General features: G+C 53.1%; 19 protein-coding genes and 1 riboswitch. Of the genes, 2 read left to right on the forward strand and 17 right to left on the reverse strand.

The features are described 5' to 3' along the window. Positions 1-92: 92 nt before the first annotated feature. From veg to ACFFSY_RS00285, 7 genes are all read right to left on the reverse strand, one after another. A complete protein-coding gene (gene veg / locus ACFFSY_RS00255; protein ID WP_377488156.1) occupies positions 93-365 on the reverse strand; it encodes a biofilm formation stimulator Veg in 273 nt (90 codons plus the stop codon). Between the two features lie 150 nt (positions 366-515). Continuing rightward, positions 516-1,400 carry a sporulation peptidase YabG gene (gene yabG, locus ACFFSY_RS00260; protein ID WP_377488159.1) on the reverse strand — a complete coding sequence of 295 codons (885 nt, stop codon included), beginning with the start codon at positions 1,398-1,400 and terminating at the stop codon, positions 516-518. Positions 1,401-2,212: 812 nt separating this feature from the next. Next, positions 2,213-3,091, reverse strand: a complete 879-nt coding sequence (gene rsmA, locus ACFFSY_RS00265; RefSeq protein ID WP_377488162.1) for a 16S rRNA (adenine(1518)-N(6)/adenine(1519)-N(6))-dimethyltransferase RsmA — start codon at positions 3,089-3,091, stop codon at positions 2,213-2,215. After that, positions 3,088-3,654, reverse strand: a complete 567-nt coding sequence (gene rnmV, locus ACFFSY_RS00270; protein ID WP_377488165.1) for a ribonuclease M5 — start codon at positions 3,652-3,654, stop codon at positions 3,088-3,090. The genes rsmA and rnmV overlap by 4 nt, the downstream gene beginning before the upstream one ends. A gap of 119 nt (positions 3,655-3,773) precedes the next feature. Next, positions 3,774-4,892 (reverse strand): resuscitation-promoting factor, encoded by a 1,119-nt coding sequence (locus ACFFSY_RS00275; protein ID WP_377488168.1) that lies wholly within the window; start codon positions 4,890-4,892, stop codon positions 3,774-3,776. Positions 4,893-5,132: 240 nt separating this feature from the next. Beyond that, a riboswitch (cyclic di-AMP (ydaO/yuaA leader) is annotated at positions 5,133-5,340 on the reverse strand. A gap of 175 nt (positions 5,341-5,515) precedes the next feature. Continuing rightward, on the reverse strand, positions 5,516-6,289 hold the full coding sequence (locus ACFFSY_RS00280; RefSeq protein ID WP_377488171.1) for a TatD family hydrolase: 774 nt from the start codon (positions 6,287-6,289) through the stop codon (positions 5,516-5,518). Positions 6,290-6,307: 18 nt separating this feature from the next. Continuing rightward, complete coding sequence (locus tag ACFFSY_RS00285) at positions 6,308-7,615, reverse strand: HD domain-containing protein (RefSeq protein ID WP_377488174.1); 1,308 nt, start codon at positions 7,613-7,615, stop codon at positions 6,308-6,310. Positions 7,616-7,979: 364 nt separating this feature from the next. Here ACFFSY_RS00285 and ACFFSY_RS00290 point away from each other — a divergent pair, with 364 nt between their 5' ends. After that, positions 7,980-8,231 (forward strand): AbrB/MazE/SpoVT family DNA-binding domain-containing protein, encoded by a 252-nt coding sequence (locus tag ACFFSY_RS00290; RefSeq protein WP_512699674.1) that lies wholly within the window; start codon positions 7,980-7,982, stop codon positions 8,229-8,231. Between the two features lie 122 nt (positions 8,232-8,353). Here ACFFSY_RS00290 and rsmI read toward each other — a convergent pair whose 3' ends face one another. The 10 genes from rsmI to ACFFSY_RS00340 form a co-directional block, all read right to left on the reverse strand. Then, entirely contained in the window at positions 8,354-9,241 is an 888-nt protein-coding gene (gene rsmI, locus ACFFSY_RS00295; protein WP_377488177.1) for a 16S rRNA (cytidine(1402)-2'-O)-methyltransferase, read from the reverse strand. Then, positions 9,238-10,011: a tRNA1(Val) (adenine(37)-N6)-methyltransferase gene (locus ACFFSY_RS00300; RefSeq protein ID WP_377488180.1), complete on the reverse strand. Its 774-nt coding sequence runs from the start codon at positions 10,009-10,011 to the stop codon at positions 9,238-9,240. The genes rsmI and ACFFSY_RS00300 overlap by 4 nt, the downstream gene beginning before the upstream one ends. Before the next feature lie 123 nt (positions 10,012-10,134). Beyond that, on the reverse strand, positions 10,135-10,557 hold the full coding sequence (locus tag ACFFSY_RS00305; protein WP_377488182.1) for an initiation-control protein YabA: 423 nt from the start codon (positions 10,555-10,557) through the stop codon (positions 10,135-10,137). Positions 10,558-10,605: 48 nt separating this feature from the next. Continuing rightward, positions 10,606-11,406: a PSP1 domain-containing protein gene (locus ACFFSY_RS00310; RefSeq protein WP_377488184.1), complete on the reverse strand. Its 801-nt coding sequence runs from the start codon at positions 11,404-11,406 to the stop codon at positions 10,606-10,608. A gap of 4 nt (positions 11,407-11,410) precedes the next feature. After that, positions 11,411-12,388 carry a DNA polymerase III subunit delta' gene (gene holB, locus ACFFSY_RS00315; RefSeq protein WP_377488187.1) on the reverse strand — a complete coding sequence of 326 codons (978 nt, stop codon included), beginning with the start codon at positions 12,386-12,388 and terminating at the stop codon, positions 11,411-11,413. A 21-nt stretch (positions 12,389-12,409) separates the two neighbouring features. Beyond that, positions 12,410-12,853: a YaaR family protein gene (locus ACFFSY_RS00320; RefSeq protein WP_377488190.1), complete on the reverse strand. Its 444-nt coding sequence runs from the start codon at positions 12,851-12,853 to the stop codon at positions 12,410-12,412. A 16-nt stretch (positions 12,854-12,869) separates the two neighbouring features. Beyond that, a complete protein-coding gene (darA, locus tag ACFFSY_RS00325) occupies positions 12,870-13,199 on the reverse strand; it encodes a cyclic di-AMP receptor DarA (protein WP_148933528.1) in 330 nt (109 codons plus the stop codon). Positions 13,200-13,255: 56 nt separating this feature from the next. Beyond that, the gene (gene tmk, locus ACFFSY_RS00330; RefSeq protein WP_377488193.1) at positions 13,256-13,915 is read right to left on the reverse strand and encodes a dTMP kinase; all 660 of its coding nucleotides are present in this window, start codon (positions 13,913-13,915) and stop codon (positions 13,256-13,258) included. Between the two features lie 97 nt (positions 13,916-14,012). Further along, positions 14,013-15,515: an aminotransferase class I/II-fold pyridoxal phosphate-dependent enzyme gene (locus ACFFSY_RS00335; RefSeq protein ID WP_377488196.1), complete on the reverse strand. Its 1,503-nt coding sequence runs from the start codon at positions 15,513-15,515 to the stop codon at positions 14,013-14,015. A 102-nt stretch (positions 15,516-15,617) separates the two neighbouring features. Beyond that, complete coding sequence (locus ACFFSY_RS00340; protein WP_377488199.1) at positions 15,618-15,812, reverse strand: sigma factor G inhibitor Gin; 195 nt, start codon at positions 15,810-15,812, stop codon at positions 15,618-15,620. A 218-nt stretch (positions 15,813-16,030) separates the two neighbouring features. On the opposite strand from ACFFSY_RS00340, the gene ACFFSY_RS00345 reads away from it, so the two are divergent. After that, positions 16,031-16,561, forward strand: a complete 531-nt coding sequence (locus ACFFSY_RS00345; RefSeq protein ID WP_377488202.1) for a transposase — start codon at positions 16,031-16,033, stop codon at positions 16,559-16,561. Positions 16,562-16,958 lie beyond the last annotated feature (397 nt).

Raw genomic sequence — 16,958 nt, forward strand, 5'->3', positions numbered from 1 at the left:
AGCCCCGGACATCCCCTAAAGGATTAATCGCGTTGTTCAAGCCGCGCGAAGCAATCGCGTTCTTGCTTGTCGTGCTATGTGGAAGGGAACGTTTATTGCAAATAGGTTATGCGAATCTGGCCGTCGTCGCTATCCACGGTTACCTCGACCGACTCGGTCAAAATATCCGCATAGCTGTAGGACACCCGCTTGAACGCGTGCGCCTCCTGGTCCAGTTTCACAATGAATACAGAAGGGTAGATCTCTTCCAACACACCGGTACGTTCGATGGTCTTTCGCCGACCACCGTTAGCTCGAAGCCGAATCTTGGCGCCCACATGGGCTTCCAGACTGCGTTTGATTTCCAACAGCGCATTTTTTGCCATTGTCCACTACCACCTCTTTCCTTGTCCATTATAGCGCGACTGAGGTGGTTTGTCAAAAATTTATATTATAACAGCGAACAAAATAATCTGTCAATAAATTTTTTGTAGAGTTTTTCGGGTTCATGCATATTTGACTAAAGTTGCGGTATATTAAACAGTTGGCTTCACGCCCGTCAGCGTTTTGGGCTTTGGCAGGCCCACCCGGTATTTGCCAACCGTCTCGATTCCTCCTACGCCGTCGAAGCCGCTGATAGTCCCTTGAATGACGTCTGGCAGGTTGATCGTCTCTTTAATCGGCGTAAAGGCCGATTTGATCGCAATATACACCGGATCCAGCGCGTGAATGAGCACGCGACCCGGCGAACTCGCAAAATTCGCGCCTGCGTACAGCAGCGCCTCGAAATGGGACTGGCAGGCCCCTGCTACGACGATTAGCCCATCGCGGCTTTTCTCGTAGTCCCGGGCAATCCGGACAGCATTGACGAAATTCTGCGAATTTTTGTAACTGGCCAAACTGTACAAATCGTTCGTCATCCGGTTCTTCAGCACCCCGTCATGGCCGGTGATGACGACAATATCCGGGTGTAACTGCGGCAGCAGGCTCCTGACCGTCTCCGCCATTTGCGACTCGTGCACATAAACGCCGTGCGCCGGCACCCTCATTTGGGCGTACAACTGCATACTCTTCTTTAAATAGTTCGCATCCCCGTCCAGATGCAGCACCTTGCCTGGCATTTCGAAGAACGGATGCTTCGTCTCCGTCAGCGCCAGTCGCTGCCCTACATCCCCTTTCATCGCCTGCTGCTCCCGCTGCTCCTGCATCCGCTGAAGCGACTCGTATTCCTTCACGCGCGCCATCCTGGCCGCGCCGCTATACTCCGGATTAGGCACAATCGCCAAGTCGTCCATAGGCGAGTCGGCCAGCAGCCGATAGTCCGTTCCTTTTAGCATAGCCGACTGATGGTGTAGCGATGCAATGCGAAATAGGACGTCCCCGCCATACGATTTGCGGACGACCAGGTCCCCTTGCTTCATGGGCAAATCACCTCTTCGTCTATCGTATGGGAAGGGGGGGCGTTTGGTGCCCCTGCCATAGGCCTATTTCGAGGGCGGCTGCCCTGCTTCCCTCCCCCCACCCCCTCCGCCGCAATGCTGTTAGGTTAAAAGGGGCTCCGCCCCTTTGACCCCACTTTTGTTGCCCCCTCCCCCTTCCCCCCGATGCTGTCAGGTTAAGAAGGGCTCCGCCCCTTTGACCCCGCTTTTGTTGCCCCTCGCCCCTTCCCCCTCCGCCGAGGGGAACCAGAGGACTTCGCCCTCTGGACTCCCTTTTTCGTGCTGACACGTTTGTTCGCGGGTGGCGGGTGGGTTCGAACGTGGCACGCTTTTGTCCTCGCGGACAAGGCTTCAGTTGGTTTTGATGTTAGTTCGAAAGCCTAAGTCTGTCGACTATAGGCCGTTGGTGCTTCAACCGGCGTTTTTCCTTAACCTAACAGCATTGCCCTTCCCCCTCAGCTGAGGGGAACCATAGGACTTCGCCCTCTGGACTCCCTTCTTCGTGCAGCCACTATGGCTCGTGAGCGGCGGGTTGCTTCGAGCGGGCACGCCTTTGTCCTGTCGGACAAAGCTTCAGTGGGTCTTGAAGGCCATCCTAAGACATTATGGCTTCATCGGTCGTTTTTCCTTAACCTGACAGCATTCCCCCTCCGCCAGGGGCTCCAAGGGCGCTGCCCTCCTCCCTTTCGGCTGGCCTTAGTCGACTTCCGGAAGTCGCCGCTCTCTTGCGTCTTGAAACGCCAAAAAACCGTGCCTGTTCGGCACGGTTACCTTGCAGCTAACTCTGGAGCTCCCTAAAACCCCGCGGCGATCAACGCCCGGCTGAGCGCGGCGAACTCCTCCAGCGAGAGCGTCTCGCCCCGGCGGGACGGATCGATGCCGATAGAGGCGAGAATCGGGCCGAGCTGCTCCCGGTTGGCTTTGCCCACGTAGGCGGTCAGGTTGTTGGCTAGCGTCTTGCGGCGCTGCGCGAAGCAGGCCTGAACGGTGCGGAAGAAATGTCCCTCGTCCTCTACCTGTACCGGCGGTTGCTTGCGCACGGCTAACTTAATCACCGCGGAGTCGACGTTCGGCTGCGGGATGAAGACCGTATGCGGCACGATGCAGACAAGCTCTGCTTCGCAGTAATACTGTACGGCGACGCTGAGGCTCCCATACTCCTTACCGCCCGGCTTGGCCGCCATCCGCTCAGCCACTTCCTTCTGGATCATAACGACGATGTTCTCGAGCGGCAGCTTCTCCTCGAGCAGCTTCATGAGAATCGGCGTGGTCACGTAATACGGCAAATTGGCCACGACGCTGACGCCGCTCAGCCCTTCGAACTGCCGTGCCATGAGCTCGCTCAAGTTCAGCTTCAACACGTCGCCATGCTCGATATGCACGTTATCCGTATCCGCGAAAATATCGCCCAGGATCGGGATTAAGCGATCGTCAATCTCAATGGCTGTCACACGAGCCGCTTCGCTGGCGAGATGCTGGGTAAGCGCGCCGATGCCGGGGCCAATCTCCAGCGCCCCCTTGGTCTTGTCGAGGCCGGCGGCGGAGACGATCTTGCGCAAAATATTTTGATCGATCAGGAAGTTCTGTCCTAGACTCTTCTTGAACGAGAAGCCGTACTTCTGGATAATATCCTTCGTCCGCTTCGGTGTCGCTACCTCGATGTTGATTGTCATTGGCCGCTTCCTCCGGTTTCTTGATCCATCTGCGCCATCGCCTGGTCGAATTCCTCCCGCGTGATGCGGAACATCGTGCAGCGCTTGAAAAACTGCTTACCGTTCGCGTAGCCGATGCCGAGCAAATTTCCCATGCGCAGCCTGCGGTCCGCCGCGGCCGGATGCACGAGTAGGCCCGCCCGCATCAGATCGTCCCACGTAATTTGCGGGTCGCCTGCTTGTCCTTTGATCGCTTCCGTTCGGATGCTCGCAAGCGCGCGGCGAATGGCCTCCGGCTTCGCGTTCTCCACGCCGATGTCGCCCTTATACAGCGCCTCCTCTTGCGGCAGGAAGGCATGCTTGCAGCCGGGTACGCGCTGCGCGACGATTTTGCGGATGCGCTCACCCGCATGGTCCGGATCGGTGAATATGATGACGCCCCGGCGTTCATGGGCAAGCGCCACCCGCTTCAACACCGCTTCCCCGATGGCAGATCCTCCGGTCTCGATGGTCTCGGCCTCGACCGCTCGTTTGATCGCGACGGTGTCGTCCTTGCCTTCGACGACGATGATTTCTTTGATCATGGACTACCCTTACATCCCTTCCGGACAAACGTACAAAAAGAAGAGGCGAGGCCTCTTCTTATCATGGCATAATTGCTTCGGTTTGACGATAAATTGTAACTACGACCACCTGCGGCGCGCTAGATCGCCTCGGGCTTTTTGGGACCCAGCACGTACACGGTGTAGCCCTTCTTGCGGCCGAACTTCTCCGCATAGGCTTCGCTGTCGTAATACACGTCGATCTTATTGCCTTTGATGGCACTGCCGGTATCTTCCGCGCGGCGGAATCCGATGCCTTCGATGTACACCCACCAGCCGATCGGAATGACCTTCGGGTCAACCGCGATCGTACGGCCCTCCGTGACGCGGGAGCCGGATCTCGTAATCCCATACCCTGGATGGGATTTGGTTTTACCCGTCGACGCCAGATCTGCCGAATATGCGGTGAGCGTCACATTCTTCAGCGTCTTCTTCGCTTTGAACGACACCCCGCCCTTGGTCAGCGTGACCGCTTGCGCCACCGGTTTCTTCGTGCCGACCGCCACGACTTGGTTCACCGTATCGCTTTGGGTCGACTTTGAGACGAAAGTATGCGAGACAAGCTTGCCGTCCGCGAACACCTTCTCGTATTTCTTCACGACAACGCCGGACTTACCTGTTTGAATGGTTTTCTTCTTGCCTTCAAGCAGTGTCGGATCGGCCTTGGTAACAGTAGTGAATGGCACTTCATACTCGCTTTGAACCAGATGCTTATCGATCCGGACGACCGTCACGGTCATGTTCGGCTCGATGGCCGCGTCTTTCGACGGCAGCACTTTGTCTTCACTGCGAATCGATATGTGAGCTTGATCGATCGCTGCCTGTACCGTTCTTTCTGTCGTGTACACCGTTCTTACATTGCCGTCAGCCTTCACGGTCAGGGGAACCGCTTGTTCGATGACCACCCGATCACCATCTTTTACGCCCGCATTCAAAGGCAGCGACACCTTATCATACGGCCCCACCGTAATGGCTTGTTCATCCAGTAGGCGTTGCAGGACCCATTGTTTGGTTTCCACAATGTTTTCTTGTCCATTCAACACTACGGAGACGCGCTTGTCAGCCGTTCCGTACAACAACACCAGAAACATGAAAGTCATAGCGATTGAGATCATAGCGCTTAGGACAATTAAACGCACGTTCTCATGCTTCCATCGCAATGCGAAAGACATGCTGGATGATCGTTTCCCATGGGTGTCCTTAACTTGGATTATGCCCACTTCTTCGGTCCTCCTTACATAGCCCCGCCGCCCTGTTACGCATGAAATAGATTTAGACGCGTCGACTATTAGATTTAGCGTGCACAAAGCCCGCTTCTTCCAATTACTCCCTCAAACCTCCTCCATGAATCACACTATGTCGCCACAATTCGCAATATTCAAAATAAAAAGAAGCCGACGACAGAAGATCTGTTTCGTGGCTTCCTGTGGGACACGGGTAGCATGGAATGGATGCACGAGTTGATCTCTCTTATGACGCTTGCGAGGTTAGCTGTCGGATTCGGGCGAGAGAGTCGCCCTATTCGGCTCGCAGCGCTGTTCAAGCGCGCAGCAGAAATTCACCCCTAGAAGAATTCAACGCGACCTGCGCACCCCGCGTACTACCCGCGGCGCAAGTCCTCATTTGGTTCCCCCGCTCTCCATTTTGGAGACTAAGCGTTATTGGAAAAGGAATACATCTTGAAAGCCCTGAGATGAATGATACCGTCTTTTGCTCCAGATTGTAAAGATGAGATAAAGGACGATTTTACCGAATTTAAAGGAAAAACTCTCGAAAAAACCGCAATTTATCCAACCAAAACAAGTTTTTTCACCCGAATCATTCAAATTCCTCTCGTTTTGGGCTATTTTCGTCCGATGGAAAAACATTTCCTGGCGTTTTCGCTTGTGATTTCCGCGATTTCTTCCATAGTTTTCCCTGTAATTTCCGCAGCGGTTTCTGCTACAAGATGGACGAAAGCAGACTCATTTCGCTTTCCTCGATGAGGGTGCGGTGCCAGATATGGAGCATCGGTTTCGATCAGAAGACGGTCAAGCGGAACCTTCGCGAGCACCTCTTTGGGCACCCGCGCATTCTTGAACGTAACCGGTCCGCCGAACGAAATATAGAAGTTCATATCCAAGCACTGCTTGGCCGTCTCCCAGCTGCCGGAGAAGCAGTGCATGATGCCACCGACTTCCTTAGCATCGCTTTCTTTCAAAATCCTAACAACATCCTCGTGTGCATCCCGATTATGGATAACAATCGGCTTGCGCTTGGTCTTAGCGAGCTCGATCTGCTCCCGGAAGACCCGCTTCTGCACATCCTTCGGAGAGGTATCCCAGTAGTAATCGAGCCCGATTTCGCCGATCGCGACCACTTTCGGATGATCGCACAGCGAGGCGATCCAATCGAGGTCGGAGGGTCCATAATCGAGGCTGTCGGTCGGGTGCCACCCTACCGCCGCGTAGATGAATTCGTACTGTTCGGCGAGCGCCATGGTCGTCGGGATCGTCTCTCGGTTAAATCCGATATTGACCAAGATTTCGACGCCGGCGGCTCGTGCCCGTTCGATGACTTCCGCGCGGTCGTCGTCGAATTTATGGGAATCCAGATGGGTGTGCGTGTCGATTAACATGAAGGGTGAAACTCCTCTCTACTCCAGTTCAAACAGCTTGCGAAGATCGGGACTCAGCTTGCCCGCCGATTCAAGCAGCGGCTCGTATGGGTAATACAAATGGTATTTCCCTCTGTGGGTGCCGGTAATCGAGCGGATAATATCGGATTTCTTCGAAATTTCCGAAACATCGCCGTCGCGATCCAGTACAAGAATCGGCGGTTTGTCGTTTTTCTTCGCGTCTCGCGTCCCCGATCGGTAGACAGCATACGCCAAATCAAACGGAAAATCGACTTCCAAATGGTAATCCGGGTTCAACCCGATGGCGGTAAACTGCTCCCGTATGGAAGCCCACAGCGACTCGTCCGCATCATCCATCGTTACATACTTATACAGCTTGCGGTCCATGAATCGGCGGCATAAGTCGGCTAGCAGCGCGTCCTGCTCCGACTGCCAGATCGTAAAGGCCGTCTGCATCGTAGCCTCATCAAGCGCCAGGTAGCTCTCCACGTCGATCGTGCCGCTAATGAGCCTGCGAATCGGTTCAATCATCCACCCGAATGCATAACCATTCATATGGAGCTCTTTGGCTCGACGCAAGATTTGTCGCAGTATAATTTCCGAACTGCGGGTGACCGGATGGAAATAAATTTGCCAATACATCTGATACCTGGACATCAAATAATCCTCGACGGCGTGCATCCCGCTCTCTTTGACGACGATGCGTCCCTTATGAGGCCGAAGCACGCGCAAGATGCGTTCCAGATCGAATGTACCGTAGTTAACACCTGTGAAATAAGCGTCCCGCAGCAAGTAGTCCATCCGGTCGGCATCCATCTGGCTGGATACGAGACTGATGACGATCGGCTTCTCGTAAGTTTTGCGTATGACCGCCGCAACCTGCTCTGGGAAGGAGGGATCGACCTCTCGCAGGACGCGGTTGATTTCGGTATCTTCTAATAATATGCGACATGTCCAATCCTCGTGATGGGTATCGAACACTTCCTCGATGGAATGGGAGAATGGCCCGTGTCCGACATCGTGCAGCAGTGCCGCACATAAGGTCACCAGTTTCTCTTCCCTCGGCCAGTCCTCGTACCCGCCGCGTTCGAATTGCGATATGATTTTGCGCGTAATTTCGTACACGCCCAGCGAATGGGAGAAACGGCTATGTTCCGCACCATGGAACGTCAAATACGAGGTGCCCAGCTGACGAATGCGCCGAAGCCGTTGGAACTCTTTCGTATTGATCAAGTTCCAGATCGTGCGGTCCTGCACGTAGATGTATTTATGTACAGGATCTTTAAAGACCTTCTCCTCCGCTAATGGCTGTAACCGGTTATCCATAAGCCTCACCCTCCTATCTTCGTTCTCCGTCTTACCTAATAATACCTTTCATGACTTTCAAATGCGAGGAATCGACTGACAGTATTCAGCTATCATTCCTTCATTCGACAATAATTCGACACAATCAGAATATATTTGTCGAAAAGTGTCGTGGGCTAGTTTCCAAAACCCGACATAATATTGTACGATATATATAGTACAAAACCCCGATCTACTGCCGATCCATCGATAATTACCCAAATTTAACAGGGTTTTCGAGGTTGACTATTATGGGAAACGTTGGTACTATAGAGAAAAGAAATGATAGAATTTTGTCGAATAATGACGAATATATGTACTATTGAGAGGAGCACGGACCATCATGATGAAATCGACTGGAATCGTACGGAAAGTTGATGAGCTCGGGCGTGTAGTTATCCCAATTGAGCTCCGCCGCACACTCGGCATCGGAGAGAAAGACGCGCTTGAAATTTATGTAGACGGCGAGCGTATCATGCTTAAAAAATACGAGCCTGCTTGCATCTTCTGCGGCAATGCGGAGAACGTGACTTACTTCAAGGGCAAAATCATTTGCCACTCTTGTTTGTCCGAAATGCCGGCTCCCGTTACAAAATAAGAGACAAATCGGATTTTATCGGTTATAATAGTTTTATACCAACTTGTTAATTCTAACCTTTTTATAACTCCTTACTGCCTTCCTGGTCTGAACCGACTAGGAAGGCCCTTTTTTTTATTCGGCTATTTGCGCATCAATTCATTATAGACATCGCGTTTTGACAATCCTCGATCCGCCGCCGCTTTTTTCATCGCTTCTTTCCGATCGCCGCATTCCGCTTCATAACGATCCACATGCTCGGCTAACGAAAGCGGCAGCCACCACTGATCATCCTCGCCGTCCCCTGCGCGTTCCCCCGGGGTCACGCCTGCGATTACGAGACAGTATTCACCGATAGGCGAGTGCTCCTCCAGCCAGGCCGCACACTCGGCAATCGTGCCTCGCGCGACTTCTTCGTGCCGCTTCGTCAGCTCCCGCACCATCGCCATCCGGCGGTCCCCCCATACCTCAAGCATAGCCGTCAGCGTCTTGGCGACCCGATAAGGCGATTCATAACAGATGATGGCGCCCTCTTGCTTCCGCAGCTTCTCCAGCCAATCACGCAGCGGCTTGCGTTCGCGCGGCGGGAAGCCGACGAACAAGAACCGCTCTGTCGGCAGCCCGGAGACGATCAGTGCCGACAACGCCGCGTTCGCGCCCGGTATCGGCACCACTTTAATACCGCGCAAAGCCGCCTCTGCCGCTAGATCAGCTCCCGGATCGGAGATTGCCGGAAGGCCGGCGTCGCTAACGAGCGCAATCGACTGCCCGCTCTCCAGTATTCGGATCAGCTCGGGGCCGCTCGCTTCTTTATTGTGCTCATGATAACTGACCAGCCTTGTCGAGATTTCGAAATGCGTCAATAACTTACGCGTTTGCCGGGTATCCTCCGCCGCGATGAGATCGACTTCCTTCAACGTGCGGATCGCCCGGAATGTCATATCCTCCAAATTCCCGATCGGCGTTCCGACCAGATAGAGTGTCCCCGCTCCGTTCTCTTGGGGGCCGCTGAAACTACGCTGTATGATCATGATTCCTTCTTCTCCTGACCGGGGCGCGCGTCCCCATAGTAGATGCGCATCAGCTCGTCCTTATATTGTCTTTCTTCATTATATACAATAAGCGGTGGCAGCAATCGAACCTCGGGCTTGCCATCGCGCGCCGCCTCGATTAACACGATATTCGCCTCCGCTGCCTCATGCGGATGCACGAACCGAATCCGTTTGGGCTCCAGCCGATACCGGCGCATCGTCTCCGTAATTTCCACCAGTCTTGAAGGCCGGTGCACCATCGAGACTTTGCCTCCGGTGCGGACCAACCTCGCGCAGGCATGGACCATTTCATCAAGCGACCCGTTGAGCTCATGACGTGCGAACGCATAATGTTCGTTCTCATTCTGATCCCCGTTCTCTGGCGGCAAATAAGGGGGGTTAATCGTAATGGCATCATAGCTGCCATACTGACTGCGATCGAAATGGGTGCGCAGATCGCCCTCGTATATATGAATTTGCTCCTGCAGTCCATTCCAATTCACGCTGCGACGTGCCATATCGGCAAGTCGGGGCTGAATCTCGACTGCATCGATGCTCGCTTTCGTGCGCGTGCTTAGTAATAGCGGGATGACCCCGTTGCCCGTGCATAGATCGAGGATTTTGCCTTTCGTCGGAATACCGGCGAACCTGGCCAGAAGGACGGCGTCCATTGAGAAGCTGAATACTTCTCGGCTTTGGATAATATGGAGGCCATAGCTCAGCAAATCATCCAGTCGTTCATTGGGGAGTAGCGAAATGTCTTTATCCACGTTGTGGCGGGCCTCGTTTCTATTGGAATCCTAATCATGCCGGGCAAACCGAAGGGCCGCCCTTCGAGAAGGACGGCCCGACGCTTTCGGCACCTACCGCTTGCCAGAAGCGGCTGTTGGTGACTATTTATTCAGAAAGGATAAGCAGAACAAACAATCGCCTTCCGTACGCAGATGACCGTAATAGACGTTGCAAATATGGAAGCCCTCATGATACAACCGGGCCAAATTGTCGTGCCCTTCTCCTACGGCTGCAGCCTGGTCGATCGGAAGCGCCAACGGAATCTCGGTCTGCCGAACCTGACTGACGGCCGCTACCGCCGCGTTGACGGCGACCGGCGTCTGCTTGCGAGGTTGCGGTGTCTCTGTATGAGCGCCCGTTTCACGCTTCAACACTTTGCGCAGCTGCTGATTCTCTATGGTGAGACGCTTGTTCTCTTCGAGAAGCGCCTTAATCTGCTGCTTCATTGTACCGAGCTCTTGATGAAACGCTTGCGATTTCTTCTCCAGCTCGTCCATTTGATTAAAAAGGTCGTTCTTGTTCATATTCTCCACCCCAAGACTGCTCGGCTTCGAAACATCATCCGACAAGATCTACTTCACTACAACATCATCAAGCGGGAGCTCTTTCGGCTTGCCGCCATCGAATAATTGCACATACACGGCCTTGGAGCCTGCGTTAATGCCCGTCACTTTGCCTTCGCCGTACGAGGTAATAACGATTTTGCCCACCGCCGGCAGCTCTTCGCGAACGCTTTCGTAATTGTCGTGCTCGTACTTCAAGCAGCACATCAGACGGCCGCACAAACCGGAGATCTTGGTCGGATTCAGCGACAAGTTCTGATCCTTCGCCATCTTGATCGATACCGGTTCGAAATCGCCGAGCCAGGAGGAGCAGCATAGCACACGCCCGCACGGTCCGATGCCGCCAAGCATCTTCGCCTCGTCGCGTACGCCGATTTGCCGCAGCTCGATCCGCGTGCGGAACACGCTAGCCAGATCCTTAACAAGCTCCCGGAAATCAACCCGTCCTTCGGCGGTAAAATAAAAGATGATTTTGTTGCGGTCAAACGTAAACTCCACATCGACCAGCTTCATCTTCAGCTGGTGATCGCGGATTTTGTCGAGGCAGGTAGAGAACGCGTTCTTCGCGGCCGTCTTGTTCTCCTCGACGATCTTGGCGTCGTTGTCACCGGCAATGCGGATTACTTTCTTAAGCGGTAGGACGACATCCGATTCACCGACTTGCTTCTGTCCAACCACCACTTTGCCGTATTCGACCCCTCTTGCCGTTTCGACAATGACATGCTGGTCCTTGTCTACGGGAAGATCGACGGGGTCAAAATAATAGATCTTGCCCGCCTTCTTGAAGCGGACGCCAACGACGTTATACAACCCGTCACCCCTCTTGTATGCGTATTAGCAATTGCTCGAGCGCGAGCTGAGGCGACACATGCGCCCGCATGCGTTTCCCGGTCTCTAGCGTATGCTCCATGCAGCGCACCCATCCGTCCGCTGAGCGGTTGAAGGCATGCCTGCTAAGAAATTCAATCTGATCTATGAAAACAACCGAATCTTGTCTACCTGCTTGAACCTGTATGAAATCTCTATACCAGAGATAGAGCAGCGAAAGAAGCAGCTGAGGCTTCTCGCCAAGCTCACTCTTGAATACGTGCTGTTGGGCAGTCAACATCGCCGCGGTGAATCGGGTTAGACTATCCTTCCCTAATTGTATCACTACGTTTCTCATTTCTGCAAACCCATTCTGCTGGACGATCGCCCTGCAAGCATCCAATCCCGAAGCCAAATGCACTGCGGCTCGCGCCAATAATTGAGGGTGCCCTTCCTGCAGCAATGTCTCTAACATCTCTGAAGGCGACAACGGCGTGAATGGCACCCATTGTGTGCGCGACCGAATCGTTGGCAGCATCGCTTGTCCGTTATCTGTAAGGAGAATCGCCACCACGGGCGTCGTCGGCTCCTCCAGAAACTTAAGCAGGCTGTTGGCCGCCTGGAGCGTCATCGTTTCGGCTCGCTTCATGATATAGACCTTGCGGTCCGTGCCGCTGTTCCGATACGCCATATCCTTTTGCAGCTCTCGGATTTGATCGATTTTAATGGAATTACCATCCGGCTCGACGACATGCAAGTCCGGTTGATTGCCATGCTCGAATTTGCGGCAAGCTAAACATTCCCCGCATGCATCGCCTGTGCCGCTCGTGCAAAAAATCGCTTTCGCGAATTGCTCCGCCATGGCCAGCCTTCCGCTCCCTGGCGGGCCGCTGAACAGATAGGCATGTGACACTTTTCCGCTCTTAAGTGCATGCTGCAAAATCCGCTTGGCGTTCGTCTGGCCGGCAAGTTGTGCAATGCTCATGGCCGTCCTTCGTTCCTTTCCCTAGAAAAACAAATTAATGAGCAATCCGCGGATATCGCCGATTTTGTGTAATAGATCAATGCGCCCCTCTTCGGTGACGAGGAGCTCATCCCCCATTGTCACGAGCACGCCATCGACTTCATCCAGGATTTTATACCGTTTCGTGCGACCGCGGCGGTCGAATCCCTTCGTTTCCTTTAGTCCCACCCCGCGGCGCACGGTATCTTCGAGAAACTTCTTGACCATGTTCCGAAACACAGTCAGCTCCCTGACTGTCATTGAGCGCGCCAGTCGCTCGCCTTGATTATGGATATCTTGAAGCTTTTGCTGGAGCTGTTCCATCGATCGCTGCTCGTCTTGGTGCTGCATAATATCGGAGAACGCTTTCGGCTGCAGCGGCTTCGAGCCGAGATCCGTCCGCGCGCGTTCCGCGCCAAGCGGACGCATGCCCGGGTTAATTTTCATATCCACTCACGTCCAATCAGAAATGTTCAAAACGCTCGACCGGCATCACGAATACGGCGGCTCCGCCTACCTGCACTTCAACCGGGAACGGAATATAGGCATCCGTCGTGCTGCCCATTGGCGACACCGGCGAAACCAGCTGATCGCGCACTTTGCAATTCGAACGGATAACCTGCATCACTTCGTGCACCCGTTCATCTTCGATCCCGATCATGAACGTAGTATTCCCCGCGCGAAGAAATCCGCCCGTGCTTGCAAGCTTGGTTGCCCGGAATCCTTCCCGGACGAGCGCATTTGATAACCGGTTACTATCCTTATCCTGCACAATCGCGACGACTAACTTCATCCCAATCCCCTCCCATGTTCTGCCGGCCGGACGACCGTGCGTTCAGCCCTACTTAATTATTTTGACACGGACAGTCCCTTTTCCTCTAAACGAGCGCAAATGGCTGCCCATGCCGCTTCGGCCAGCTCCGTCTTGGACTGCTCCGCATTCAGTTTCACGATGCGATCTGGCTCCGCCTGATGGAGATGCAGATACCCTTCCCGAACCAATCGATGGAACGAGAGCGACTCCAGATCCAATCGATTGATCTCCCGGCTTGCTTCCTCGCTCGCATGAATACGTCGAAGCCCGGCTTCCGGCGTAATATCCAGATACAACGTCAAATCCGGCATCGTGTCATGAATCGCGAATGCGTTGATCGAGCGGACTTCCTCCATACCGAGTCCCCGCGCATGACCTTGATATGCGAGGCTGCTATCTACGAACCGGTCGCAGATGACAATGGCCCCCTGCGCGAGCGCCGGCTGGACCTTCTCGACCAAATGCTGACGTCTTGCCGCAGCATATAGAAGCGCTTCCGTCCTTGAATCCATCGTCGTATTTGCCCGGTCCAAAATAATGCCGCGGATTTGCTCCGCGATCGGAATCCCACCCGGTTCTCGAGTCTTAACGACCTGCAGGCCGTTTGCTTCCAGTTTATGTACCAATGTCTCGATGAGTGTCGTTTTGCCGGCGCCCTCGCCGCCTTCGATTGTTATAAATATACCCGTATGCAAATGAGCTGAACTCCCTTGTCCGAATTTCGATTATCACCGTATTGTAGCAAAAAGGAGCATGCACCGTAAATAATAGGGACGTCTTTCGCCGCTTCTTTTAGGGAACGATAACCGTAATCGTCCGCATGGCCGGGTCCGACGCCCCTTGAAACCTCGCTCCTGCCAACGCCAACTGACGGATATGACGAACAGCAGAAGCCGTAATTAGCTCTCCTCGGTACAACAGTGGAATCCCCGGCGGATAAGGGACCACCATCTCTGCAGCCTGACGGCCAACTGCTGCGTCCAAATTTACCACCGCGCTATTGAAAGGCCGTCGGTTGAAAGCTATGGGAGCGCCTATTGCTTCCATCGGATAGGACGACTCGTCTTGATTGGCATTGCCGGAGCTATTCGAATGCGTATCGCTTTCGGCCCTTGAATGTTCTTCCGCCATACGATGCAGCGCCTGAAGGAGACGCTCCGCATCAGCACTCGTCGTTTGGGCGCCGAATAAGAGGACCACACGTCTCGCATCCGCCATCTCCGCCCATATATGATGCTTCTCCAGCTGCTTTTGAATCTCGTAGCCCGACAGCTGCTTCCGCTTATCCTGAAGCAATAGACGCAAAGGATCCATTCTGAATCGATTGTGTGCAACATGAGAAGCTTCGAATCTTCCCTGTGGATCTTGAAGCGCCTCTTTAACTTTCCCAATCGCCATTAAGCCCGGCTCGAACCACACTTCTCCATAAGTGTCCAACATTGCCCGGGCAATATCCAGCGATGCCATGATGGGATAAGAAGGGCTAGAGCTTTGTACCATTTGAAGGGCATGACGGAGGGAAGCATGATCAACCAGCTGACCCTGCGTATGCAGCATGGCCCCCATGGTTAGCGCATGAAGCGTCTTATGCGTAGATTGAACCACAAAATCCGCGCCAGCTTGTACAGCCGAAGTCGGGAACGCCGAATGCTGTCCATAGTGAGCGCCATGTGCTTCATCCACCATCAGTAATTTACCTTTTGTATGTAGGAAGTTGGCGTATGGCTCCAAATCTACGCTAAGGCCATAGTAGCTCGGGTTTGTTAGCAGTAGCCCTTTCGCTTCCGGATGTCGCTCTAAAGCCTCTTCCACTACTTCAAGTGAAGGAGGAAGGTAAAGACCTGCAATCTCCTCGACAGTCGGGTTCAAAAACACGGCTTCCGCACCAGCTAACGTGAGCCCATTAATTACTGACTTGTGCGCATTGCGCTGAACCAACAACCGATCGCCCGGTTGGCAGCTGGCGAGAATCATTGCAATATTGCCAGACGTACTCCCTCCGATAAGAAAGTAGGTCTTCTCTGCTCCAAAGCAAGAGGAGGCCAGCTGTTGCGCTTCCGCAATCGGCCCCGCGGGATCGTGCAAATCATCCGTTACGGACAACTCGGTAACATCTATGCCCATGATTGTGTTCATCACAGCCAATGATGCTGCAAACTCGTCATCCGCTAGACGATCTAGTCCTTTCCCGAATTGATGTCCAGGTACGTGAAAAGATACGGGATTTGCACGTCTATGTTGTTCAAGCATGGCCGCAATGGGCGCATGCCAAGGTTTCAGCTCTCGATGGCGCATGCTAGTTCTTCCTCTCCATTAACTCTCTTTCCATCATACCGGATATCCGCATCAAAACAATAATCCCCGTCACGAATTGCCGTGAACGGGGATATTTAACCATTAAGCATTCTTCTCTACCCATAACCGTTTGAGTTGATTTATAAAGAAAGGATATTTCGCGTCCTGCACATCCGTCCGAACCATCTCGGTCTCACAAGCGTCGCAAATAAACTCATCGATGATGCATATTCCGTTGATCTTCTCTTGGCCGCACACAATGCAAAGCCTTTCGCTGCCTACTTGCCGCTCTGTCATGGCCGTTCACCTCGCCCATTATTCCCTTACTGCTAGTATGCCACAAAGTCTAGCAACCTATACTTCTTTCATAGCCCATTTCAAATAGTAATACAGTGTATGTTGTTCCGCCTGAAATGGTGCCCCTTCCACTTGTACCAGTTTGCGCATTGGTCTTCATTTCAAGCTGACAGATACCGATAATAATAACGAAAGTCTGACTGAAAGGGCGTTGATGTATGAGGGGCACACTTGCCGAACAAGTGAAAGCAACGATTTATCAATACCAACTGATCCGTAGAATCAACATTCACAAGGAATACGTATGGAGCTATTTCGTAATTGCCTTTCTTCTTATCCTGTTCCAACTCACCATGTACCGTGTGGATGGGGCTATCGCCATCGGGATTGGAGTTGTATTCACGCAAATCATTCATTTCTTCATCATTCGATTAACGCTCGTCCGAGTGGATGAACCGAATTATCGCCGTTGGGGTTTACGTTTCAGCAAACCTTGGTTTGGTTATATCCCAACCGCTTTTATCGAACTTAGCCTATATCGCAAAGTACATCGCCATTTGTTATGGCTTGGTCTATGCGCGATTGGCGTCGCTTATCCATGGGCTAACGAAGCCCAAATGATTAGTTTAATTAGCTGGCATCTATGGTTTTTAGCCCCGAGACTACTTGTTCTCAGGCCGCTTCGAAAATGCCGTCCGGACGGGGTACTCAAATTTCAGCCGACCGAAGTTAGCTTTTATCATCGTTAGATGCAATGATGAAGGACCGTTAAGGTACACACCCGAGCGGTCCTTTATTATTTGCTCAATACAGCCACAATAGTACTTCGTAACACCCAACTCACTCAAGTTGGTTCCCAGTGCCGGCATTGCTGGTTGACTTAAGGCGGGGTTAAATCTGTTGATCGATTCGATTAACTACCGCTATAAGCCCGTGGAGCTGCTTATGTTGGGATCGGTACGCATGGCTTCCTTCCGCCTCCCGTTCTAGAAGAAAGTATTGTGCCCAAGCAGACGACTACCCTTTCACCCCACCACGAGACTCTAACACGCTGACCTCATCAAACTCGGTTGTTTTTGCTGCACGTATGCCCATACAACAAAAAACCGACCACATCACTGTGGTCGGTCATTCGTGCTTGGCGAC

Origin of the sequence: Paenibacillus aurantiacus (genome assembly GCF_042431225.1) — a bacterium.
Taxonomy (GTDB): Bacteria; Bacillota; Bacilli; order Paenibacillales; family Paenibacillaceae; genus Paenibacillus_Z; species Paenibacillus_Z aurantiacus.